Origin of the sequence: Robiginitalea aurantiaca (assembly GCF_030380815.1) — a bacterium.
GTDB lineage: Bacteria > Bacteroidota > Bacteroidia > Flavobacteriales > Flavobacteriaceae > Robiginitalea > Robiginitalea aurantiaca.
Genome location: NZ_JAUDUY010000013.1, coordinates 1 through 24,765, shown reverse-complemented (window position 1 = coordinate 24,765; position 24,765 = coordinate 1). Strand labels below are relative to the sequence as shown.

The window sequence follows — 24,765 nt, the reverse complement described above, 5'->3', positions numbered from 1 at the left end:
AGAAGGGTAACTACAAATCAAACCATTAAATAGCGCGCCATTATGAGCAAGTCAATTCTGGAAAAAATAGGCCTCCCCAAGAGTGCCGAGGGCACAAAAGATCCAAAATCATACAAATATCCGGGGAAGCCTGTTGCCATGGATGGTAATTCAGCGGTTATCATGTGTGAACGAGAATCCACCGATGCCGCGGGTGCATACCCCATCACCCCATCCACCCAGATGGGAGAGTTCTGGGCCGATGCGGCTGCCAAAGGGCATCTGAACATTTCCGACAAACCGCTGATCTTCATTGAGCCGGAAGGAGAGCACGCAGCAGCCGCCGTTACTGCCGGCCTATCGATGACCGGTTTGCGGGCTGCAAATTTTTCATCGGGTCAGGGTATTGCCTATATGCACGAGTCCCTCTATGCGGCAGTGGGAAAACGCCTTACGTATGTTTTGAATATCGGCTCGCGCGCCATGACCAAATCCACCTTAAATGTACACGCCGGGCACGATGATTACCACGCCGTGGACGATACGGGGTTTTTCCAAATGTTTGCAAAGAATGCCCAGCATGTAGCCGACCTGAATATCATCTCACACCGCATTGCGGAACTTGCACTCACTCCGGGTATCATTGCCCAGGATGGCTTTTTAACCACCCATTTAATAGAATCGTTCTTGTTGCCTGAGCGCGAATTGATTAAAGAATATCTGGGACGGCCTGACGACATTATTAAGACCCCAACCCCGGCTCAACAAATTATCTACGGGGAAACCCGCCGTCGGATCCCGGAATTGTGGGATGTGGATAACCCCGTGATGGCAGGTATTGTACAAAACCAGGACTCTTATATGCAGAGTGTTGCCGCACAGCGTCCATTTTTCTTTGATCATATTCAGGACCTGGCGGATCGGGCATTTGAAGAGTATCATCAACTCACCGGCAGGCGCTATAAGCGCGTGATGACTTACAGGGCAGAGGATGCAGAATACCTTATTCTGGGACAGGGGAGCCTGGTCCCCAGTGCCGAAGTAGTTGTGGATTACCTGAGAGAAACCCGCGGAATAAAGGTAGGGGTGGTCGACCTGGTGATGTTCCGACCCTTTCCGGCGGACATGCTTGGAGAAATATTAAAAGGGAAAAAGGCCGTCACCGTATTGGAACGACTCGATCAGCCCCTGGCCGTAGATTCTCCAATCACTCGGGAAGTGCGCTCGGTCTTGAACAAGTGTATTGAGAATGGCATGAATTCAAAACACCGTCCATATCCGGAATTGACTGCGTATTCCATCTCCGAGATGCCGGCCATTTACTCCGGGTCTTTCGGAATGGGAAGCCGCGACTTACAACCAGAGGGAATCATCGGGGCCATCGAAAATATGTTGCCCGATGGAACACATAAAAAAAACTTCTACCTCTCTATCGATTTTATTCGTGAAATCCCGCACTCACCCAAGCAAAAGGCCTATCAGGAAACCATTGTGGATTCCTACCCCAATGTGAAGGGTTTGTCCGTTCGGGGATCCGAAAACCCGAATCTCATGCCCAAGGACGCGGTCACCATACGCTTCCACTCCGTAGGGGGATGGGGGGCCATAACCACAGGTAAAAACCTGGCGATGACCCTGTACGAGCTGTTAGGATATAACATCAAAGCGAATCCAAAATACGGATCGGAGAAAAAAGGACAGCCCACCACGTATTATCTCGCAGCTTCTTCCGAGCCCATTCGAATTAATTGCGAATACTACTTTGTGGATGTTGTATTATCTCCGGACCCCAATGTATTTAAACATACCAACGCCCTGGCAGGGCTCAAAAAAGGAGGGAATTTCATCGTTCAGAGTGATAAAAACTCACCTGAGGAGGTATGGGCAGAAATTCCTCAGCAGTACCAGAAAGTGATTATCGATAAAGATATCCATGTGTTCTATATCGATGGGTTTAAGATTGCCCGGGAAGAGGCCACCGATCCCGAATTGCAGTTACGCATGCAGGGAATCGCCTTCCAGGGCGCATTTTTCGCGGCTTCTCCCCTGATGGAGAAATCCGGATTGACAGAAGAAAAATTACTAAAAGCCATTGAAGCACAATTGCAGCACAAATTTGGATCTAAGGGGCAAAGGGTGGTTGACGATAATATGCGCGTGGTAAAACGCGGCTTTGACGAAGTTTATGAAATCAAGCACAAGGTACTGGGAGATGGAACTAAGGACAAGGCCGGAAGTAACGGCCTGGCGCAGCTCCCCATTCCAAAAATGATGAAAGAAATGCCACAGAGTGAGTCACAGTTGAGTGATATCCATCGCTTCTGGGAACAAACCGGCAATTTCTATTTGAGGGGTATGGGTAATGACAACCTTACGGATCCTTTTATAGGTTTGAGTGTCATGCCGGCGCTTTCTTCCACCTTCCGGGATATGACCGGTATCCGATTTGAACATCCCGAGTGGATTCCCAACAACTGTACCGCCTGTGGGGACTGCTACACCGTTTGTCCCGATACTGCCATACCCGGACTTGTCAGTGAGGTGTCCGATGTTTTCGACACCCTGGTAAACCGCGTGAAAAAAAATCACGGAAAACTGGAGCACTTACCCAAGGCCGTGCGCAAAATGGAGGGCCATGTACGTAGTCTGTTTACAGCTTCAAAAAATGGAGCAACGGTCAACGATTATATTCAACATGCCATTGATAAGACCATCGCAGACTCCGATCAGGGTAAAGAACTGGCCACTGAATTTGAGTGGTTTAAAGAAGAATTAGGGGATTTTAACTTCGCCCTGACCCGCCCCTATTTTGACCTGCATGAGAAAAAAGAAAAAAACAGCGGGGGGTTATTCAGCATAACCATCAATCCGAATACGTGTAAGGGATGTATGGAATGTGTGCAAGTCTGTAACGACAATGCCCTGATTAAGATCCCCCAAACCGAAGGTTCTATTGTCAAATTGAACAAAGAATGGGATCTGTGGATGGACTTACCCAACACGCCCCCAAAATTCAATCGCATCGATGATCTCGAGGAGAAGATCGGACCCCTGGAGACCATGCTCCTGAATAAGGACGCATACCTGAATTTCGCCAGCGGTGACGGGGCTTGTCTGGGTTGTTCTGAAAAATCCGTAGTGCATTTGTTTATTGCCACTGTGGAGTCCCTGATGCAGCCGCGTATTGAAAAACACGTGGCCTATCTGGAAGAACTAACCGCCAAACTGGAAAAACATATTCAGGAGAAACTCATGAATCGGATCGATTTGAGCGATTCGGATACCATGTCGCGCATTGTCACGGAAATGCAGGACTCGGATTTAACCATGGCTGAAATCACACGCAGGCTGGAATCTGAGCACGGCGGAGAACCGATTGACCAGGAATGGCTGCGGCAGATTACCCAGCTGCTCGCTCAGTTGAAAAAATTAAAATGGAAATACGCCAAGGGCACTACGGGTAAGGGTCGCTCCAATATGGGTATGCTAAATGCCACCGGTTGTACCTCCGTATGGGGGAGCACCTGGCCCTTTAATCCATATCCGTTCCCATGGGCGAACCACTTATTCCAGGATTCCACATCGATGGCGATGGGAATTTTTGAAGGGCATATGTCGAAAATGGCCGAAGGTTTTAAAGCCATTCGAAAGGCGGAACTGGAACTTGAAGGGAAATACGATCCCAGTACACACGATGACTATTTCACCTACTTCAACTGGCAGCAGTTTACCGATAAAGAATGGCTGCTTTGCCCACCCGTAGTGAGTTTGGGTGGGGATGGTGCCATGTATGATATTGGTTTCCAGAACCTTTCCAGGATGATGGCTTCCGGTAAACCGATTAAAGTAATCGTTGTAGATACGCAGGTCTATTCCAATACAGGAGGTCAGGCGTGTACTTCCGGGTTTATCGGTCAGATTTCAGATATGGCCCAATATGGAAAAGTATGGAAGGGCAAGGGGGAACCCCGAAAAGAGATCGGTCTTATTGCCATGGCCCATAGAAACACCTACGTCATGCAGGGGACGCTGGCCAATACCAGTCAAATGATTGAAGGCTTTATCGATGGTTTGATGACCAAACGTCCTGCCCTTTTCAATCTCTATACGACCTGCCAACCCGAACACGGTGTGGGAGACGATCTGGGGGTACACCAGGCAAAACTCGCCGTTGAGTCAAGAGCCTATCCCGTGTTCAGGTACAATCCGGATCACGGAATAAAAGTCCGGGAGGCCCTGGATTTATCCGGGAACCCCGCCATAGATCAGGTATGGCCTACCTACGACTTAAAATATCTCGAATATGGACAAGAGCGCACCATGTCATTACCGATGACTTTTGCAGACTTTGCCCTGACGGAAGCTCGATTCAGGAAACACTTCAGGAAAGTTCCTGCCAGTGCCTGGAATGATAATATGATGCTGTTGGCAGACTTCCTGGAACTGGAACAAAGCGAGCGGGAAGGGAAATTCCCCTACATCTGGGTTGTAGACAGAAATCAAAAACTCAATCGGGTACTCGTTGCGAAACCCATTGTGGACTCTTGTGAAGAAAGACGGGACTTCTGGTTGTTGCTGCGCGACCTGGCAGATGCAGAACCAAAACCAGAGGAGGAAAACCTGGAAGAAAAAATCAGAAATGAAGTCGTCGGAAATATTGCACAGGGTCTTATGCAAATGGCAGGGGGCAATGGAAATGATTTTGTACATATGGCTACGGGCAAACCCGCCACAGCCGATGTATTAGTCGAAGAAAAGCCCGCTGATGGCGACTATTTGGCCCCATGGCTGGAAACAGAGGAATGTACCTCTTGTGATGAATGTATCCGACTTAACCCAAATGTTTTTGCTTACAATGAAAACAACAAGGCATACATAAAAAGTCCTAAAGGCGGACCTTATCAGGACCTGGTTAAAGCCGCGGAAAAATGTACGGCGGGCGTAATTCACCCCGGATTACCTGCAGACAGAGCTGCAAAAGACATTGAAAAATGGATCCTGCGTGGTGAGAAATACAATTAATGCAAAAGGTGTAATGGCGCTTTTCAATTTTCATAAGAACACCTTTAAAAACGGTATTCATCCCCCGGAAAGTAAGGACGAAACAAGGGGACTGCCCATCCGGCAGTTTCCCTTTCCGCCAGTCATTATTTTACCGATGGCGCAGCACATCGGCACCCCATCAGAAATCGTGGTTCGCGAAGGGCAGGAAGTGCTTCGCGGAGCCTTATTGGCTAAAGCTGTAGGATACCTTTCTGTCCCCATGCATGCACCGGTTTCCGGTATTATTCGAAAAATCGGCAATGTTCCGACCATTTCCGGAAAAATGTCTCCGGGGATCTATCTTGAAACATTCCCTTTTTCCACACAGGAAGTACTCGAAGGAAAACCCATAGATCCCGACAATGCATCGGCCGAAGAAATTCTACAGGGAATCCAGGATGCGGGGATTGTTGGCCTAGGTGGGGCGGCCTTTCCAACCCATGTGAAATTAAAGGTGCCCGAAGGGAAAAAATGTGAAACTTTAATCATTAATGGCATTGAATGCGAACCCTATCTGACGACCGACCACCGGGTCATGCTGGAACAGGAAAGCGACATTTTTATGGGGATTAAGTATTTGCTGAAGGCTACAGGGGCAGAAAAAGCCATTATTGGCATTGAAGCCAATAAGCAGGATGCGGCCGATCACCTGGGCCGGCACATACCTGAAAACTTGCCGGTATCCATTAAAGTGCTTCCGGTAAAATATCCTCAGGGAGCGGAGAAAATGCTGGTCACTTCCCTGCTCCAAAAAGAAGTTCCTTCCCAGGGGTTTCCCATTGAAGTGGGTGTGGTGGTTGTAAACATCGCCACAACCGCAGAGATTGGGCGATTACTGCCCCACGGTCGCGGTATACAGGAACGCGTCATTACCATTGCCGGCCCCGGCGTTAAAAAGAAAGGCAATTACCGTATTCCGGTGGGCACGCCTTTGCGATTCGTCCTGGAACACGTGGGAGTAGATGAAGATATCAAAGAGGTGTATATGGGTGGCCCCATGATGGGGGTGGCCGTTTCCAACCTGGATATTTCCATAGTAAAGGGAACCTCGGGTATTCTGGTCTTTACCGGGAAAGATGTAGGGGCATCCGATAAAATCTATCCCTGCATTAAATGTGGAGCCTGCCTGGATGCCTGTCCCATTTTGCTCAACCCATCCAAACTGGGTGTTCTGGCAAAATTTGAGGCCTATGATGAAATGGCCCGGGATTTTCATTTAATGGACTGTTTTGAATGCGGTTCATGCACCTATGTATGCCCCTCCCATATTCCCCTGGTTCAGTATTTCCGGCTGGCCAAACGGGTTGTACGAAAACGGCAAGCGGAAAAAAAGGAAGAAGTCAATGTTTAAAAAAACACTGGATATCAGCTCCTCGCCCCATATATATAAAGGGCGAAGTACCGACGACATTATGAAAAATGTGGTCTGGGCCCTGCTGCCTGTGGTAGGCTTCTCAGTGTATTCATTTGGCTGGAATGCCCTATTGGTCATCGCTACTGCAACACTGGCCTGTGTTATGACGGAGCATGTTTTGTGTAAACTTTCCAAAAAAGAAACGACTGTACAGGATTACTCCGCCCTGATTACGGGATTGTTGCTGGGCCTCACCCTTCCCCCCATTTTTCCTTTATGGATGGCTTTCGTGGGCGGGGTCATCGGAATTGCACTCGGCAAGTATGTTTTTGGCGGGCTTGGTTATAATGTTTTTAATCCAGCCCTTGTGGGGCGGGCGGTTTTACAGGCAGCCTTCCCGGTGGCCATTACAACATGGCATCCCGCTTTTCTGGCCGATCGCTTTACCACGGTTTCAGGGTCGGTCTTTACCTGGCCCTTTATGCAGCCCCAATTTGATGCCATTTCAGGGGCTACCCCCCTGTCGGCTTTTAAGTTTGACGGCATTACTACCTCCACTGCGGAATTGGCCTTTGGCCAGATCAGCGGTTCTGCCGGCGAAACCTGTGCCGTCCTCATCGCATTGGGCGGGCTTTATTTGATCGCCCGCAACATGATGAGTTGGCGGATTCCGGTAGCCGTACTGGTAAGTGCGTTTTTGCTGAGCGGTTTATTATATCTCATCAATAGCCAGGTGTACCCCTCTCCATTTTTTATGTTGTTTTCAGGGGGGCTGATGCTCGGCGCAGTTTTTATGGCTACAGATATGGTCTCCTCACCCATTACGCCGATGGGCTTGTGGGTCTATGGAGGTATTATCGGTATTTTAACCATAGTGATTCGTATCTGGAGCGGTTTGCCGGAAGGGGTCATGTACTCCATTTTGCTGGCTAATGCCATTTCGCCCCATATCGATACGGTGATTCGAAATCGGGTCTATGGAACCCAGAGAAAAGTTAAAGCGATATGAGGACAACGGCTCATACTCCAAAACAAGAAGGGACCAGTAGCGCGAAGATGCTTCGGGCCATGTTGGGTATTGGCATCCTAAGTGCTTTTCTAATCGTTTCCGCTTTCGAATTAACGCTGCCTCGTGTAGAAAAATTAAAGGCCGAGGCCCTTGAAAAAGCGGTTTTCAATGTACTCCCCGGAACGGAAAGCACCAGGAGCTTTGGCATCAATTCTCAAGGGAAAATAATCGAAATAGCGAAGGGAGATACCCCGGAGTATACCCTCTATGCCGGATATGATAAAGATGAAAAGCTCGTTGGTTATGCCGTGGAGGCTTCCGGACAAGGGTATGCAGATCTTATCAGGATTCTCTATGGGTACAATCCAAAGGAACAAGTACTCATCGGGTTTCAGGTTTTGGAAAGTAAAGAAACCCCGGGACTTGGAGACAAGATTGAAAAGGAGGAGCGATTTCTCGAAAATTTTAAGGCCCTGGATGTCCGGGTAACCTCAGAGGGACTGCTCAGGAATAAAGTCATTACCGTTAAGCAAGGGGAAAAACAGAACGCCTGGGAGATTGACGGAATAACGGGGGCCACCATTTCTTCCCGGGCTATAGGAAACATTATCGGGTCAAGTACAACAGAGGTTGTTCCTGTACTCCGGAGGCATTCCTTGAAAATGGACGGGGCCAAACCCCTTGAAAAACAAGCAGAAAGCAATGAGTAGGGAAACCACTTCATCCGTTCCTAAGGCGACCACTACCGATGAGTTCATCAAAGGCCTGTGGCGGGAGAATCCCGTATTTGTCCAGGTCTTAGGTATGTGTCCTGTTCTGGCTGTCTCCAACACGGCGGAAAATGCGCTCGCCATGGGATTAGCCACGGCTTTTGTCTTATTGATGTCCAATATCCTGGTGTCCCTGCTACGTGATTTTATCCCCAAACAGGTGCGCATCGCCTCCTACATTCTCATCATCGCCACCTTTGTGACCGTGACCGATTATGCCATCCAGGCCATCAGCGTGGAACTCTATAAGAGTCTGGGGGCATTCATCTCACTCATTGTGGTGAATTGCCTGATATTAAGCCGGGCAGAGGCTTTTGCCTCTAAAAACACAGTGTGGAAATCTACGCTCGATGCCCTGGGCATGGGGGCAGGTTTTACGTTCGCCCTTTTTTGTCTGGGGGCAGTGCGGGAAATACTCGGCAATGGCTCCATTTTTGAATGGGCCCTTTTTCCCGAGGGTTTTCAGAATTGGATTGTCATGATCTTACCGGCAGGAGGTTTTTTTACCCTTGCGGGCTGGCTACTCATTATTAACGTCATACAGACCCGAAAAGTCAAGTCATGAACACAGAGTCTTTAGGTACTATTTTTCTCAATGCGGCCCTGGTCAACAACTTTGTTTTGGCCTACTTTCTGGGCATTTGTCCTTTTCTGGGCGTATCCGGAGCCGTTAAAACAGCCTCAAAGATGGGCATGGCTGTGATGTTTGTCATGGTGATCAGTTCTATGTGTGCTTTTGGAATCCACACCTTTTTAGCCGCGATCAACGCACCATATCTGCAGCTGATCAGTTATATCGTTGTGATTGCATCTACGGTGCAACTGGTCGAAATGTTCATCAAGAAAATGAGCCCCTCCCTGTTTCGGTCCCTGGGTATTTTCCTTCCATTGATTACAACAAACTGTGCCATCCTTGGAGTGGCCCTATTTCAAACCAATAAAGGATACGGATTCATAGAAAGTGTGGTTTACGCCCTGGGAGCCGGGGCAGGCTTTACATTGGCTCTGTTATTGATTGCCGGGTTGAGGGAACAATTAAATTTTGCAGATGTACCTCAGATTTCTAAAGGAACCGCGCTGACCTTGTTTATAGCAGGTATCTTATCGCTCTGTTTTATGGGCTTTGCAGGTCTGGGTGCACAATAAAAAAAACGTTATGCTACAATCACTTATCGTCGGAATCGGTCTTACAGTGGGTTTAGTGGTCGTATGGACCCTGATACAAGCCCAGTGGAAAAATGCGTTCCGCGAAGAATATCTACAAGAAGATGTGCTGGCCGGTCGAAGAAGCTGCTCAGATTGTGGTTGTACCGCCGTTTGCGAGCGAAAAGCGGATCCGGAAGGCACCGTGAAAAAAGCATTGAAGAACGAAAAGGACCAGACATCTATAATAGAACATTTAACCACAAGAACTAAATAGGAACCATGGCAAATTTATCAGATTTTGATATCGACAAACGATATAAGGCAGTTGTCAAAAATACAACCCGGCTTACCCCACCGGACACCGAAGAAGTCCGCGAGATTGTGCTTGAGGTAAAGGACCCCGAATTTGAATGCGAAGTTGACCAGAGCTTTGGCGTATTGCTGAATACCCCGGGCGATTTTGGCAACGTACAGCATCACAGGCTCTACAGTGTGGCAGACTTGCCAAGGCGAATCAAAGGCAATCCACAGCTCACCATGCTCGTAAAACGGTGCTCTTACGTCGACGAATTCAATGGGGAAAAATACGAGGGAGTCGCTTCGAATTATTTATGCAATCGCAAAAAAGGCGATGAAATTACGGTTACAGGACCTTTTAAATTACCCTTTAAGGTTCCTCAGGACAAAAAGGCCAATTTAATCCTAATTGGCATGGGGACGGGCATTGCACCTTTCCGATCGTTTATCAAGCATATCTACAAGAATGTTAAGGATTGGGAAGGGAAAATTCGGCTGTTTTATGGGGCACGAAGCGGATTGGAATTGTTGTATTTGAATGACAAAGATGGCGACCTGACCAATTATTACGATGAAGAGACCTTCCAGGCCTTTGCTGCCCTGAGCCCCAGGCCGCACTGGGCGGACCCCATTGCACTGGACAAAGCCCTTGAGGCTCAGAAGGCGGAACTCGTCGAGTTACTCGGGATGTCTAACACCTATGTTTATGTTGCGGGATATGAAGCCATCCACAACATGCTCAATAAGGCCTTTTCCAATATTTTGGGTTCGGAAGAACAATGGCGGCTGCGCAAAGCCGAATTGATCGCCGGAAAAAAATGGGCCGAAATTATTTACTGATCCTGTAAGGGAACAATGCTGTTTGGTTTTTGAACGAATACACAAAATAGAATGTCTGTCCTTGGGGCAATAGCCGTACTTGGAGGTTTAACCTTTCTGCTTGCGATAATTCTGATTATTGCAAACAAGAAGCTTTATGTCTATGAAGATCCCCGGATCGATACCGTGGAAGACATGTTGCCCCATGCGAACTGCGGTGCCTGCGGGTATCCCGGCTGCCGCCCTTTTGCTGAGGCGTTGGTACTTCAGAAATCCTTGCCGGGAAAATGTTCCGTGAGTTCGGATGACGGCCGGAAGGCCATCGCTGAATTTCTCGGGGTAGCTCTGGGGGCTGAAGAAAAACAAGTCGCGCGTCTGGCCTGTGCCGGGGGGACAAACGTGGCCATCAATCGCGCGCGGTATAACGGGATACAAAGTTGCCAGGCAGCCGCCCTTATATCGGGTGGTGGTAAGGGTTGTTTTTGGGGATGCCTCGGACATGGAGATTGCGAAGTCGTATGCGATTTTGATGCCATTACCATGGACGAACATGGCCTGCCCGTTGTAGATGTGGACAAATGCACAGCCTGTGGGGATTGTGTGGAGGCCTGTCCAAAAGACTTATTTTCATTACAACCCATCAGCCACCGGCTTTGGGTGGCATGTAAAAATCTGGAACACGGCAATGCCATTCTTGAAGATTGCCAGGTGGCCTGCACCGCCTGTGGCAAATGCGCTATGGATGCCCCAGGGGAACTCATCGCGATGAAGCATAATTTACCGGTAGTTAACTACGCCGAAAATCACAATACCCAAATCCCTATTCAGCGATGTCCGACAGGAGCCATTGTCTGGTTAGACGACAATGGGGTGGCCATTAAGGGAAAAGAAAGTGCGCCGATTATTCGAAAGGGAAGCCGGTCCATGGGGAGTTCCTGATGGGATTGATCCTATAAACCTCCCCCCCCAAAGGCATGCTTATACAAAAAAACCGCCCCGGGTCTCCCCGGGGTCAGTTTATAAAACCCTTCTTTTTCATAGCAGGGTTAATTGATGGATTTACATCAGGCATCCAGGTTAAGCCAAACTCATTTTTCGAAGGTCAGTAAATCTGTAGTACCATCACCGTCGTCATCGTCATCGATCAATTGAATCATGTCAGAGGAAAAGGAAATGATATCCCAGTCCTCTGATAGCTCATTAAAAGATTGTGGTGAGGCAAAAAAGATGTTGAACTCAATCTCATCGTCATCGTCATCATTCATGCCGTCATCGTCCGAGTCATCACTCGAGTGATCGTCAATGGTGATCGACCAGGTGCCCACGACAGTGCTGGTGCCGTTATCCGCCACAAGGCTTCCGTCCGGGTTGAAGGTAAAATCGTATCCTGCAAAATCAGTGGTTTCATCTGCGCCGTCATCCACAAAATTCGTTATGGTCCATTCCCCCGAGCGGGCAGTTTGTGTCAGTTCCTCCACATCCGCCTGTAACTGTGCCAGGTTGGTGGTATCGTCATTTTCACTATCGCTTGTGCAGGCCGTGCTAAGTAGGATAGCCGCCAGGAATCCGATTTTTAAAAAGTGCTTGTTCATGGTAAATCTGTTTTGTATTAAAAGTTTATTGTTTTGTCAGGATAAGCGTGTCTGTCATCCCGTCCCCCCCGGAGGTATCATTTAGCTCGATACGGGTATCGCTGGCCAGGAAAACATCCCAGTCGTCGTTGAATTCGTCAAGGGGCAAGGCGGTTCCAAAATCCAATACCAGCTTGTCCCCGCTTTCCTGAATGGCCCATGCACCCGTGATTGTACTCCCGTTATCTGCCGTAACAACCCCGTTTTCCTCAAAGACAAAAGTGTATGCACTGAAGTCTGAAGTTTCATCAAGGCCATTATCCAGATAGGTAGACACGCTCCAGGACCCCTCTGTTAAATAGGAATTCAGATCCATTGTCCCGTTGCCGTCTGTCGTATCACCCGCGGAATCGTCCCCTGAGCTGTCTGAAGTGCAGATACTCTCAAATTCGAGCCGGTCTTCACCTATCCTCAGGTCGATTTCACGCGCATCCCCTTCCTGTTCTATCTCATGTACCCTCCAGGATGCGTTGAAATCATTGAGGTCCGGGATGTTGATCGACAAGGTGATCTCGTTCGCAGATCCTTCCGCCTCCCAGGTCCCTTCGAGGGTGCCGGTGCTGGAAAACACCTCAAGCGTCCCATCTTCGCTAAACCCGAACAGGTAGCTTTCGTAAAGCTCTTCAAGATTCTGATCGTCCCGCTCTAAACGATCTACGCGCCAGTCGGGGCATCCAACCAATACCTCTGATAACTGGTCCGTAGTACAGGAGTCGCAATCATCATCATCGTAGTCGTTGTCGTCGTCCTCATCACAGTCATCGCTGGCATCGTCAAGGATACGTTCCAGGGCGTCGAGGTCTGCAGCAAGGACCTCGGTCCCGTCAAAAAGCACGACGGTAATCGGAAAATCCAGGTTTACGATATCGTCGTCCTCCAGCCCATCCAGAAACCTGTAAAGGTCACTGTCATTGGTAAAGGTGATCACGTCGAGTACTTCGTTGCTTGAATTAAAGATCGAAGCCGTTATGGGATATTTTATATCCGCACATTCAATGTCCTCGTCGGGTTCATTTTCACCCGAACAATCCTCGGTCAGATCTTCCAGCTGGTCGGCGTCAAAAATCAGTACCTCAGTGTAGTCCTTTAGGATTACCGTGATCGGGAATTCTATCTCAAGGCTATCATCGTCGTCCTCCAGGGCGTCAAAAATATCCTCGATGGTATCAAAATCATCTTCCGAATCCACGTTAATCTCCTGTCCGTTCACTATTACGGTAATTGGAAGCTGGACACTGAGGCAGCTGGCCATGTCGATGATGTTGTCGTGCGACCCGTCGTTCGTAGCCGTGCGCTGTAACAGTGTAGCCACTGTTGAATTGGCCTGAAGCACCTCTTCCCGTGGCCCTTCTACCAATTCAAATTCTTCCTCACGGCAGGAGAAAAATAGAAGTGCCAGTCCGAGTAAAAAAAGACTAAATGGTTTGATATTTTTTTTCATGGCAAATAAGTTTTCACTTTTGATGTTTATATATAAAACAACCCGGCTGGAAAAACTCCTGAAAAAAAATGAAAAAAATAGATTTAATACTTCTAATCGCGTCGAATAACTCCCAGTGAAAAAGGAATTACATAAGGATATTTGTGAAGAATCGGTGTTTTCTGGCCTCTATGAACGCCTGTCCAGCGACCTTTATAAATACCTGTACTACAAATACGGTGAAGGCTTTAACCCGGACGACAAGATGCAGGAGGCCTTTGTCAGACTATGGGAAAACTGTAAGAAGGTAACGGTTGAAAAGGCAAAGTCGTTCCTCTTTACCGTGGCGAACAATATGATGCTCAACGAAGCTAAGCATCAGAAAGTGGTCCTCAAATACCGGTCGCAGCAGCCTGACAGGTATACCAATGAATCTCCAGAATTCCTGTTGCAAAAGGAAGAGTATTTCAAAAAATACCAGGAAGTGCTCTCAAGGCTCACCGAGGAGCAGCGTACAGCCTTCCTGCTCAATAAGGTGGAAGGGAAAAAACACGCAGAAATCGCAGAGATGCTGGGCGTGACCCGAAAGGTTGTCGAATACCGGATTTACTCGGCGTTTGACACCTTGAAAAATGAATTGGAAGGATTCCGTATAAAATAATCGGGAAAAACGACTCCTGAGTTGTTATATAAGAAAGGGACGTGTTCTATGGAAAGGAACGACTTGATACGAAAATGGCTTACAGGGGAGCTTTCCCCCGAGGAATCAGATGCCTTTGAAGCGCTCGAAGAGGCTTCCTTTTACAAGGAAATCATTTCGGATGCTGCCGCATTTTCAGCGCCCGACCTGGCGGAAGGAGGAAATTCTACCGACTTGGGGAACCTGCTGTCCGGCAGGAGGACCCCGGAGCGAAAACGGAATTGGATACGCCCCATGATGCGCGTTGCAAGTGCACTCCTACTGGGTGTAGCACTCTACTATTTCCTTTTCCAGCAGGAGTTGGTCCGGGTGGAAACAGGAGTAGGCGAAAAAACTGCTATAACACTTCCGGACGCTTCTTCCGTAACACTCAATGCCCTAACGGAAATTGCCTACAACAAAGCGGATTGGGACAAGAGGAGGCACGTACAATTGGAGGGGGAGGCCTTTTTTGATGTGGCCAAAGGCGCCAGGTTTGACGTGGAAAGCCCCTTGGGAAGCGTCAGCGTCCTGGGCACGGAATTCAATGTCCGCCAAAGGGGCCGGGTATTCGAGGTCCGGTGTTTTGAGGGTCAGGTAAAAGTGGTCTCGGGCAGTCACGAACTGGTTCTCGGCGCCGGTGAAAATTTCAGGATTTCGGATGGGGGGGTATCCTCAGGGAAAAACACGTATGCGCATCCACAGTGGACCAATAATATCAGTGACTTTCAACGCGTGCCCGTGGCAGAAGTTTTTGCCGAACTGGAGCGCCAATACAAGGTAAAGGTCACCCTGGAGGAAGTGTCTTCAGGGCAGCTTTTTACCGGGGGCTTTACACATGAAAACCTGGAGCTGGCCCTCAAATCGATTACAGAACCCCTGGGATTGGAATACAGTAAACGCATTAATAATGAAGTCAGGGTGAAACCCCGTGAGCACTAACCGACTTTTCGTACTAAGCCTTTTGCTCTGCCTCTTCAGTGCACCCCTCCGGGGCCAGCAACCTGAGGCTGACAAATCCCTGCTGATCCTTCTTAAGGACATCCAGGATCGCAATAACGTTCAGTTTAACTACGCATCTGATCTCATCGAGGGCATCGAGGTGCCTGCTCCGGATCAGGACCTCAGCCTTACACGGCAAATTGAATTCCTGCAGGAACAGACAGGTCTTGAATTTAAATTCCTCTCAGAATCGGTAATCGCCATAACGGCCAAACTCCTCCGGCTGTGCGGTTATGTCCGGGACAAGGACTCCTTTGAACCCCTGCCCTACACCACCATACAGTCCGGGGACACAGGAACGGTAACCAACGAGGACGGATACTTTGAACTCATTGTGGGGAGCCCTTCCGACCTGGTACTGATCAGGCATATCGGGCACCGGAGTATCCGCCGTGAATACAGGTTCTTCAATACCCAGAACTGCAGTCCCGTCTACATGGTCCAGGACCGGGAAAAACTGACTGAGATCGTACTGTCCGATTACCTCATCCGGGGCATGGATAAGCTGGACAATGGGGCGTTCCAGCTGGATTTTGACAGGTTTACCATCCTGCCGGGCCTGGTGGAAGGCGATGTCCTGCAGTCCGTACAGGCGTTTCCAGGCATCCAGAGTATCGATGAAACCGTGTCGAATATCAATATCAGGGGCGGGAGTCATGACCAAAACCTCATCCTGTGGGACGACATAAAAATGTACCAGTCCGGGCATTTTTTCGGTTTGATTTCCATGTATAATCCCCAGATCACCCAAAAAGTGCAATTGCAGAAAAATGGGACCTCAGCCGCCATGACCGACGGTGTAAGCGGCACCATCGCCATGGGTACGGACAAGATAATCAACCCGGAATTCAAAGGAAGCCTCGGCCTCAATATGATTGATGTCAATGGTTTTCTCGATGCCCCCCTTGGAGAAAACACTTCTGTTCAGCTCGCAGGAAGAAAAGCTATTAGTGACTTTTTTGAAACCCCGACCTACTCCGAATACTTCAAACGCATTGCACAGGATACCGAAATTGAGAGGAATGCCTCGGCCGTATCCAATAGCGATGTCGCCTTCGACTTCTACGACGCCTCGGCCCGGCTGCTTTCTAAACCAACGGAAAAGGACCTCTTACGGGTCAATTTCATACATACCTCCAATGAGGTTGTTTTCAATGAAAATGCCATCCTGGAGAGTTTGGAAGTGGCAAAGGAGAGCAGCCTGGAACAAAAGAGCACGGCCTTTGGGTTGTACCACACCCGCAACTGGAGTTCGGATTTTTCAACGGAATTTTCGGTTTACCAATCCGATTACAAACTTAGGGCTATCAATTCCGATGTATTGCAGGATCAGCGGTTCCTACAGGAAAACAGCGTTTCCGAAACAGGGGTGCGCGCTATCGCGCGGAAAAGCCTTTCCGAAACCCTGGAATGGGGAAACGGCTATCATTTTGTCGAGACAAAAATCACCAATCTGGACGATGTGGATAACCCAATTTTCCGGAGATTGATCGGGGAGGTCCTCCGGACCCACGGAGTCTTCTCGGAAGTCCACTGGAACTCAGGGGACAGGAGGACAACAATCAACGGGGGTATCCGGGGAAACTACCTGGAGAAGTTTCGCAAATTCCTACTGGAACCCAGGCTCAGCCTGAACCATAAATTCCTGCAATGGTTTCATTTGGAAGTTTTGGGTGAGTTTAAACACCAGAACACCTCCCAGATTATTAACTTTCAAAACGATTTTCTAGGGGTTGAAAAAAGACGCTGGCAACTTTCCAATAACGATGATATTCCCATAATCCGGAGCCGGCAGGGTTCATTGGGCTTGAGTTATGTCCGGAAGGACTGGTTGCTCAATGCCGTGGGGTTCTTCAAAGGAGTGGAAGGCATTACCACCCAAAGCCAGGGATTCACAGATGGGTATGAATTCGTTAAATCTGCTGGAAACTACGATTCTTATGGGGTTGAGCTGTTATTGAGGAAACAATTTAACAACTTGAATATGTGGTTTAGCTACGGGTACCTTCAAAGCCAGTACCACTTCCCGGAACTCGAAGAAACAGACTTCAGGAGTAATTTTGACATTCGCCATGCCCTTTCCACAGGCATCACCTATACCGCCGGAAAGATCCATCTCGCCCTGGGAGGCAACTGGCGAACAGGAAAACCCTTTACGTCCCCCATAACAGATAACACCCTGGCAGGAGATCAGATTAACTACGGACCCGTGAACGAAGAGCAACTGGAGGATTATTTCAGATTGGATGTCTCTGCCATCTACAGAAGTAGAATAAGCGATCTGATCGGGATTCAGGCAGGCATCTCGATGTGGAATGTGACCAACCGGATAAACCCTCTCAACACCTTCTTCCGGCCTTCAGGCCTGGGAAGCCCCCAGCAAATTATCCAGGAATCTCTGGGCATTACACCTAATGCTTCTCTGAAGATCTTATTCAACTGACCCCCTTGTGAGCAGGACGAACTTTGGCACACGAACCTAAGAAAAACCCGGATTCTGTTCACAGTAACCCCTTTCGCTCAAGCGATTTTTCCAATTCCTCCTTATTCTCCCAAAAGCGGTCTTTGATCTGCTTCATTACCTGGTCAAACCAGGGATGTTTTTTCAGTGGCTTCATAATCGGGTCGATCTCCATAAACAGTAGGATCCGTGTACTTAGGCCTTTATTTGGGTTGAAAGATGTAGTTGGAAAAGGAGAAAATAAAAACGCGGTTGCTGAAATAAATGGAAATAAAACACGGGCGGCATAGGAGATTTCATTGCCGCTTTCGCAAAGGTTGCTGAACATAATCCAGATCAGAACGTATTAAAAATCGAATCAAAAACAAGTATATTTCAGGGTTAAGCATTCCCAGAAACAGCCAGAACCTCCATAAGTTGTTTACAGCCCCCCTGGTTTAAATATTCCGTATGTTCCTCTAAATGTGCAAACTGACGGCCACAAATTTGGCTGCAATGCATCACACCATTGGTTTCCTCCTTAAAGGCCTTAAGCATATTCATTGCGGTTATGTTATTGAAATAGGGTGGATCATTCTCCGGATGCTCCCTGCACCAGTCCAGCATCTTCTTCCATATGGCCGCACTTAAAGCCCCACAGGCCCCTCCTATAAGGCCCAACCCACCGGCAAATCCAGCCACCATGGCCATTTCTTCCTCGGTACCCCCCATTCGCCTGACTACCTCTGAAGCGCAGCTACGGGGTTTAAGGATAGGATTAATGGCAGTACTAACTCCTTTACTACCTGCCTCTATGGCATGAGGAACCCATTGTTCTGCCAGGTTAAAGCAGTGGCTGTTTTCCATTCCCTGGGAGGTAACCCTCTGCATGAACTCCGCCATGCCAGCCTCGCTGGTAAGGTCGATCCCAATGATATCCCTGCAGTTAATCGTACCGGTTTGTTCCACAAAGGAGGTGATCAGTTCCTGGGTGGCATTCACAGCAGCCTCTATTGCCCCATCCGGATCCCCATGCCTTCGGTAGGCCTCACCACCTACAGCAAGGACTGCGCCCCAAAGCATCCCGCATTGATATCCCTGATTCATGATACCCCCGGCCATTGGGTTCATCGCCTTTTCCATAGCTTCATCCGGATGGCTGAATTCGCGATTCAACAAATGTGCAAACGTGCGGGAACAAGTTCCGCATGCTTTAAAGACGTCCTTGGCGTCGTTTGGGTATTCCGTCCTGGCTTTCATAAGGCAATGTCCTTGTGGTTTCTATAGTAAACAAGGTAGGTCCAAATACGGAGGCTTGAAATGATCTCGATCAAGTGGGGCTTATTATGCAAGCCTGGGATCTGTTATTTGGTGCTTGAATTCTGCAGGATTATGTCGCAGATAGGCGTAGGGACGGCGTGATCCTGTATGGGAGATGACTGGGTCAGCCCTGGACCGAACGGCCATTAGGGCTCGTATAAGGCCCTTATGTTGAGGGGCCCTCTGGTGCGATGGCATTGGTTGAGAACTGCTTCAACCTTTCAATATCGATGGGCTACAAATGGTTTTATAATCATTATTTTTAGAGAAGAATTTAAACGATATGGTCCTAAATTCGTTAGCTGATGTACTAAGTATCCTCACTTCTTTTTTAAGTTTATTTTTCGCTTTCTTTTTACTCTCCCTGAAATCTCAGAACCGATCTTCAAACGTTCTTATTTCAATCTATTTAATAATTAGTGCGATCGATGCTGGATCTATATTGATGGGTCAATTTATCATGCCATATTACCCAGGAGTCGTGCTATTTCTAAATACGTTACTCTTTTTTAGTCCACCCCTGCTTTATTTTTATATCTGTTCCGTCACCTATGCAGATTTCAAATTAAAATGGAAACATCTCTGGCATGCGCTTCCTTTTGTGATTGCCATAGCCATATTAATTCCCAGATTCTACTTAGCAGATTTTGATGGGAAAATAGAAATATTGAGAGCTGACGAAGGTTTAATTATCGAAATGAAGTTGGTCTATCTCTTAATTCATCTTCAGATCGCTGCCTATATTATTGCATCTTTTAATGTCATTCTGCGATCGAAAAAATTACTCTTGGAAAATTATTCAAATGGCCATGTCAATTATTATAATTGGTTGCTTACACTACTGACACTCATATCAGTTGAGGTGTTTGTTTCTACACTCAAAAATGTTTTTTTGATAAACAATTTAGATGCACCCTATGAGCTGGCAATGACCATAACAGGACTATCGGCATTGCTATTTATTTGCTGGCTCGTCATAAAGGCTTTAAAAACACCCGAACTCTACGGGAGGGTAGATTCAAAACAACTATTGGTTAAACAACTTATTGCCGGCAAACCTCAAAAAGCAACCCTGGCAGTTGAAGACAAGGGAGACGATGAATTGGTTGGCAGATTAAAGAGGCATATGGAAACAGAAGCACCTTACCTGGATGCTTCCTTAAGTATTTACGGGCTTTCCAAACAATTAGATTTGCCCTCAAAAGAACTGTCGGTTTTAATAAACCACAACCTAAACCAGCATTTTTTTGATTTTGTAAACGAATATCGCATCAAAAAAGCCATGGAAATTTTGGCTGACACCTCAAAAAGCAATCTCACGATACTCGAAATATTGTACGATGTTGGCTTTAATTCAAAATCTTCCTTTAATACGGCATTTAAAAAATATACCAAACTAACCCCTACGCAATACCGAAAACAATACCGTAGCTAAAGGCTGCCACAAAAGTCGTACGTCTGAAAATAAGAAGTCGAACCAATTAAAGGGTTCGACTTTTTTTATTCGGTCGATTTTCATGTAAATCCAGGGCACCTTTGTTCTATAACCAATCAATTGATAGTGGTGAAACAACAATCACAAATTAAACCCATACGGTTCCTCACCTCGTTGGTCATCTTTTTAGGCGCGGCAATGTTATTCTTGATTAACGAACGCGTTGTCATACCCTATCTGGATCAGTTGGGCGTAAGCCAACTCATCCTGTTCTTAACCTATATATCCCCCTTTGCTTTATTCTTTATTGTCGCCCTTTACGGTTACAGGGCAGAGGGCAATCCATGGAACTGGAAAGCATTGAAAGCGCGTTTTCGATACAAACCTATTAAAGGGAAGATGTGGTTATGGACGCTTCTTTTTGTAGCTGTTGATACAGCCTCCTATGTTGCCGTTTATAAACTAGCCTTTCCTCTGGTCAAAAAAATTCACGATGCATTTCCCACTCCAGAGGTTGTAACGAATTTCATGAATAATGGGGAAACCTTTGCCGGGTATAGTGTTCACGGCAATTGGTGGTTGCTGGGCCTTTTCCTTATACTATATTTCCTGAATGTGGTGGGAGAAGAGGTTCTCTGGAGGGGCTATCTGTGGCCTCGACAGGAATTGACACATGGCAAATACACCTGGATCGTGCATGGTTTGTTATGGACCTCTTTTCACTTGTTTGCACCTTATAATGCAGTCATGGTATTGCCGGGGGCCCTGTTTATGTCCTACGTAACCCAGCGGTACCAAAACAACACTATTTTCCTGATCTCTCATGCCACACTCAATGGCATACCGTTAATTATGCTGCTAATGAATATTATTGGTTAAAACTTAAGATTTTAGAACAAGGGTTGCCTCAACCGTGATCCCCGCACTCATGTAACACTGTCAGGCCTACTGCGTCTTTATGTTATAGGACACAAATACAATGAAATAAAATCAACCTAAAAAAAATATCATGAAACGTATTAATATTTCAATCTGTGTTTTACTAATTACTTTAACAGCATGTACTAAGGATCCTATCGTAGGTTCCGGAATACCAATTTCAGAATTTAGGAACGTTGCCGATTTCACCAAGGTGAGTAGTGAAGGAGTTTTCGAGGTTACGATTACCCAGGGCAATTCACAATCCGTAGAGGTTATAGCCGATGACAATATCATCCGACGGGTAAAAACCGAAGTTGTGAATAATGAACTCAGGCTATACTTGGATGACAACAACTATGAGGATATAAGTCTGAAAGCCAATATTGTTGCTAAAAGAATCAATGGAATCAAAAACACGGGGGTCGGTAACATTGAGATATCCAATGTTGATGAAGGCGGGAGCTTTGAGGTATTTAATTCCGGAACCGGAAACATCGCCATCCAGGGAAATGCTGAAAGTTTGATGCTTCAGAATGAAGGAACGGGAAAGTTCAATGGATTTCTATTCACTGTCTCAAATTGTAATGTAGAAATAATTGGTAGTGGGGATTGCGAAGTTCACGCAATAAGCACTTTAAATGTAGATATTGAAGGTAGTGGGGATGTTTATTACAAAGGAACACCAGCTCTAGAGGTCAATATTTCGGGTTCAGGCAAAGTAATCGATGCGAATTAGAGGCCAGGGATTACCTTGCTTACGCTCGGTGATCCTGAAGGGGGGGGTACTGAAACAAACCCTTACTTCTGCCTGCTGGCAGAAGTCCGTTTTTCATTCCTTCCGGACTTTTCGAAGTTAAACGGATTCAAGCAGCACACTGCCAACTGCGACTGCCTACTACCACTCCCTCCAGGATTACGCTCGTACCTCGCGTGATCCTCAAGGGGGTCGTTGCTCGAGAAAAGCCAGGCCAGCCCTCCGGCTGGCCGCTTTCTGCGTTTCCAGGTGGCTTACAAAAACAATTTTTGGTGCCCCCCGGAAACGCGAAAGCCAGACATTTTCATGTCTGGCTTTTCTCGGTCGGGGTGGCAGGACATTCCTAGCACTCCAATATATTGATTTACAACTATTTACACTCTAACTTCTGTTTGCCTAACCGATCTCCAAACCGGGAGCTAAATCAATACGTTTTAGGGCATAATTAATGGGCTCTTTTGCCGTTTTAAAGATACTCAATTTATACGAGTGGGATACTACATTTTAACCTTCGAAATGCGTTTAATCCGATGCTCTCTAATGCCCAGGATTATGGTACAATGGATAATTTGACATTCAACTATCAAAATAATAGTAATAAATTGATGAAGGTATCTGATGAGTTGACCAACGACATGTACGGTTTCAAGGACGATGCAATCAACTTTATGACCGATGGCGCTGATGATTATTCATATGACCAGAATGGCAATATGATTTCCGATGCCAATAAAGGGATTACGAGTATCACATATAATCATTTGAATTTACCAACTCTTGTGAGCTTCGGCAGTGATGATATTGAATATATTTACGATGCCATGGGTACCAAACTCAAAAAGATAGTCACCCAAAACAGCGTAGAGACCCGCACTGCATATGCGGGAAACTATATTTATGAGAATGGTGCCCTGCAGTTTTTCAGCCACCCGGAAGGCTATGTGACCCCAGACGGGATGGGCGGGTACGACTATGTCTATAATTACAAGGACCAAGTAAATAACGTCAGGCTCTCTTATTCAGACCTTGACGGGAACGGAGCAATCGACCCGAACACCGAGATTTTGCACGAGCGAAACTACTATCCATTCGGTCTTTTGCACCGTGGGTACAATAATGTTATCAATGGAACGGTAAATAACAAAGAGCAATATCAGGGACAGGAATGGACAGAGGATTTAGGGTTGAACGTACACGAATGGAAGTTTCGTTTTAGCGACCCAGCAATTGGACGTTTTTGGAGCATCGACCCATTGGCAGAACAGTACAGTTATCAATCCCCTTATAATTTCTCGGAGAACAGGGTAATCGATGCGTTTGAACTCGAAGGATTAGAAAAAGTTTCAATACACACGAGGGCATTTGCACCTTTCAAAACTTTTGGCGGTGGTTTTTCTGGAGATGGAGCAAGTAGAGGATTTACGACTTCTCAAAGTGTTACATCAAGAGTTAAACAAGCTGTAAATATTGACTTTGACCAAAGCAGACCTATTGTATCTGGAGGAACGCAAACAAGCGACCCAACACATCACCCACTTTTAGGAACTGATACGGCACCAGATAGAAATGCTTTGAAGAATGTTCAAATTGGAGAGACATCCACAGGAGCAAAGCAGGTAAGTTTTCAGTCAGAAATCGAAGGCGCAAATCCGCTAACGCCAAAAGCGTTAACACCAAATATCGATGTTGATGGTGCTTTCTCAATATCTTCCAATCAGGAAACAGGAGTTTTAAGCATATCGGCTAATATAACAGGAGATAATTTCCCTTCCACAGAATCCTTTATTACTGATAGTGCTGGAAATTCTGTTTTTATAGGTGTTGGAGCTTTGCAAGGTAATCCTGCTACAAGTCTACCAGGAGAAGGAGGAAAAGGTATAATTAATACAGATTTCCGTATAAACTTTAATTCGGATGGTGTATTCCAAAATATCAATTACAACGGGCAACAATACAGCATTCAGGATTATAATAAGTTATTTGAAACTCAAAACCCAAACGGCAACTAAAGATGAAGATATTTATAAAACACTTTTTGATTATTCTTGTTATCACTTCGCTGATATTGTACTTTTTTACGATAAAAGAGGGAATGGAAGTTCTTAAATTAGAGGGTGGATATTTTAAAAATATAGGTAAAACCTTTGAGTACTTTTTTTTGTGGGTTATTCCTTATTGGTGGTATATCCTAATAATAGCATCATTAGTTTTATCATTGATAAGTACGATAATATTTAAAAGGTTCAGGTAAGACAAAACCACTCTTCGGAGTGGTTTTTTTATGCAAGCTGTTTTTGTAAATCCTTCTGGAAAACGAAGGCTTTAAGCATCGCCTTTACGCTCGTAATATCCTCATCGCCCAATTGCTGAACCTTGTTGAACAACTGCAACAGTTCTTCATCGTTCAGCTTGTTGTTTACAATCTGTTCATCAGAGCCGTAAATAAGTGAGTCCGTAGAAACTTCAAGAGCATCCGCAATCTTCTTCGCCACGTCAATCGTGGGCGATGTCAAGTTACGCTCGTATCGGGAAATATGCGTGGCGTGGACATCAATCATTTTGGCAAGGTCGCCCTGCGAAATATCCTTGTCCGGGTAGCATGGTAAACTGGCACTTTTGATGAATTACTTTTTTTAAATATTGATTATCAGTGTAGATACCCCAAAAATTAGGGCAGTAAGTTTAATGATTAAATTTACTGTAAATGACACGAAGAAAATTTACCTCGAAGTTCAAGACCAAAGTG

The 24,765-nt window shown here is 46.6% G+C and carries 20 protein-coding genes; 16 read left to right on the top strand and 4 right to left on the bottom strand.

Going from position 1 to position 24,765, the window contains the following annotated elements; all coding sequences use genetic code 11:
- Positions 1-42 precede the first annotated feature (42 nt).
- From QU605_RS14595 to QU605_RS14555, 9 genes are read left to right on the top strand one after another with little or no spacing between them, the layout of a single operon-like run.
- Positions 43-5,001 carry a 2-oxoacid:acceptor oxidoreductase family protein gene (locus tag QU605_RS14595; protein WP_289726066.1) on the top strand — a complete coding sequence of 1,653 codons (4,959 nt, stop codon included), beginning with the start codon at positions 43-45 and terminating at the stop codon, positions 4,999-5,001.
- Positions 4,985-6,373: an electron transport complex subunit RsxC gene (rsxC, locus tag QU605_RS14590; RefSeq protein ID WP_289726065.1), complete on the top strand. Its 1,389-nt coding sequence runs from the start codon at positions 4,985-4,987 to the stop codon at positions 6,371-6,373. Before QU605_RS14595 ends, rsxC begins: the two co-directional genes overlap by 17 nt.
- The gene (locus tag QU605_RS14585) at positions 6,366-7,385 is read left to right on the top strand and encodes an RnfABCDGE type electron transport complex subunit D (RefSeq protein WP_289726064.1); all 1,020 of its coding nucleotides are present in this window, start codon (positions 6,366-6,368) and stop codon (positions 7,383-7,385) included. Before rsxC ends, QU605_RS14585 begins: the two co-directional genes overlap by 8 nt.
- Positions 7,382-8,095 (top strand): RnfABCDGE type electron transport complex subunit G, encoded by a 714-nt coding sequence (locus QU605_RS14580; protein WP_289726063.1) that lies wholly within the window; start codon positions 7,382-7,384, stop codon positions 8,093-8,095. Before QU605_RS14585 ends, QU605_RS14580 begins: the two co-directional genes overlap by 4 nt.
- Positions 8,088-8,720 carry an electron transport complex subunit RsxE gene (rsxE, locus tag QU605_RS14575; RefSeq protein WP_289726062.1) on the top strand — a complete coding sequence of 211 codons (633 nt, stop codon included), beginning with the start codon at positions 8,088-8,090 and terminating at the stop codon, positions 8,718-8,720. Before QU605_RS14580 ends, rsxE begins: the two co-directional genes overlap by 8 nt.
- Positions 8,717-9,301, top strand: coding sequence for an electron transport complex protein RnfA (locus QU605_RS14570; protein WP_289726061.1), 585 nt, complete (start codon positions 8,717-8,719; stop codon positions 9,299-9,301). The genes rsxE and QU605_RS14570 overlap by 4 nt, the downstream gene beginning before the upstream one ends.
- 10 nt (positions 9,302-9,311) lie before the next feature.
- Positions 9,312-9,575: a hypothetical protein gene (locus tag QU605_RS14565; protein ID WP_289726060.1), complete on the top strand. Its 264-nt coding sequence runs from the start codon at positions 9,312-9,314 to the stop codon at positions 9,573-9,575.
- Between the two features lie 5 nt (positions 9,576-9,580).
- The gene (locus QU605_RS14560; RefSeq protein WP_289726059.1) at positions 9,581-10,438 is read left to right on the top strand and encodes a ferredoxin reductase domain-containing protein; all 858 of its coding nucleotides are present in this window, start codon (positions 9,581-9,583) and stop codon (positions 10,436-10,438) included.
- 51 nt (positions 10,439-10,489) lie between these two features.
- Complete coding sequence (locus QU605_RS14555) at positions 10,490-11,356, top strand: RnfABCDGE type electron transport complex subunit B (RefSeq protein ID WP_289726058.1); 867 nt, start codon at positions 10,490-10,492, stop codon at positions 11,354-11,356.
- A 149-nt stretch (positions 11,357-11,505) separates the two neighbouring features.
- Here the strand turns inward: QU605_RS14555 and QU605_RS14550 are convergent, their stop codons facing one another.
- Together QU605_RS14550 and QU605_RS14545 are read right to left on the bottom strand one after the other, a co-directional pair.
- The gene (locus QU605_RS14550) at positions 11,506-12,009 is read right to left on the bottom strand and encodes a hypothetical protein (protein WP_289726057.1); all 504 of its coding nucleotides are present in this window, start codon (positions 12,007-12,009) and stop codon (positions 11,506-11,508) included.
- 25 nt (positions 12,010-12,034) lie between these two features.
- Positions 12,035-13,489 (bottom strand): hypothetical protein, encoded by a 1,455-nt coding sequence (locus QU605_RS14545; RefSeq protein WP_289726056.1) that lies wholly within the window; start codon positions 13,487-13,489, stop codon positions 12,035-12,037.
- A gap of 115 nt (positions 13,490-13,604) precedes the next feature.
- Here QU605_RS14545 and QU605_RS14540 point away from each other — a divergent pair, with 115 nt between their 5' ends.
- From QU605_RS14540 to QU605_RS14530, 3 genes are read left to right on the top strand one after another with little or no spacing between them, the layout of a single operon-like run.
- On the top strand, positions 13,605-14,129 hold the full coding sequence (locus QU605_RS14540) for an RNA polymerase sigma factor (protein WP_289726055.1): 525 nt from the start codon (positions 13,605-13,607) through the stop codon (positions 14,127-14,129).
- Positions 14,130-14,177: 48 nt separating this feature from the next.
- A complete protein-coding gene (locus tag QU605_RS14535) occupies positions 14,178-15,089 on the top strand; it encodes a FecR family protein (RefSeq protein WP_289726054.1) in 912 nt (303 codons plus the stop codon).
- Complete coding sequence (locus QU605_RS14530) at positions 15,079-17,592, top strand: TonB-dependent receptor (protein ID WP_289726053.1); 2,514 nt, start codon at positions 15,079-15,081, stop codon at positions 17,590-17,592. The genes QU605_RS14535 and QU605_RS14530 overlap by 11 nt, the downstream gene beginning before the upstream one ends.
- 399 nt (positions 17,593-17,991) lie before the next feature.
- On the opposite strand, the gene QU605_RS14525 is transcribed toward QU605_RS14530, so the two are convergent.
- Positions 17,992-18,849, bottom strand: coding sequence for a C-GCAxxG-C-C family protein (locus QU605_RS14525; protein ID WP_289726052.1), 858 nt, complete (start codon positions 18,847-18,849; stop codon positions 17,992-17,994).
- A 343-nt stretch (positions 18,850-19,192) separates the two neighbouring features.
- On the opposite strand from QU605_RS14525, the gene QU605_RS14520 reads away from it, so the two are divergent.
- The 4 genes from QU605_RS14520 to QU605_RS14505 all read left to right on the top strand — a co-directional run bounded on the left by QU605_RS14520 (position 19,193) and on the right by QU605_RS14505 (position 24,028).
- Entirely contained in the window at positions 19,193-20,344 is a 1,152-nt protein-coding gene (locus QU605_RS14520) for a helix-turn-helix domain-containing protein (protein WP_289726051.1), read from the top strand.
- 129 nt (positions 20,345-20,473) lie between these two features.
- Entirely contained in the window at positions 20,474-21,223 is a 750-nt protein-coding gene (locus QU605_RS14515; protein WP_289726050.1) for a CPBP family intramembrane glutamic endopeptidase, read from the top strand.
- Positions 21,224-21,353: 130 nt separating this feature from the next.
- Complete coding sequence (locus tag QU605_RS14510; RefSeq protein ID WP_289726049.1) at positions 21,354-22,001, top strand: head GIN domain-containing protein; 648 nt, start codon at positions 21,354-21,356, stop codon at positions 21,999-22,001.
- Positions 22,002-22,549: 548 nt separating this feature from the next.
- Complete coding sequence (locus tag QU605_RS14505; protein ID WP_289726048.1) at positions 22,550-24,028, top strand: RHS repeat domain-containing protein; 1,479 nt, start codon at positions 22,550-22,552, stop codon at positions 24,026-24,028.
- Between the two features lie 270 nt (positions 24,029-24,298).
- Here QU605_RS14505 and QU605_RS14500 read toward each other — a convergent pair whose 3' ends face one another.
- Positions 24,299-24,601, bottom strand: coding sequence for a helix-turn-helix domain-containing protein (locus QU605_RS14500; RefSeq protein ID WP_289726098.1), 303 nt, complete (start codon positions 24,599-24,601; stop codon positions 24,299-24,301).
- Positions 24,602-24,765: the final 164 nt, after the last annotated feature.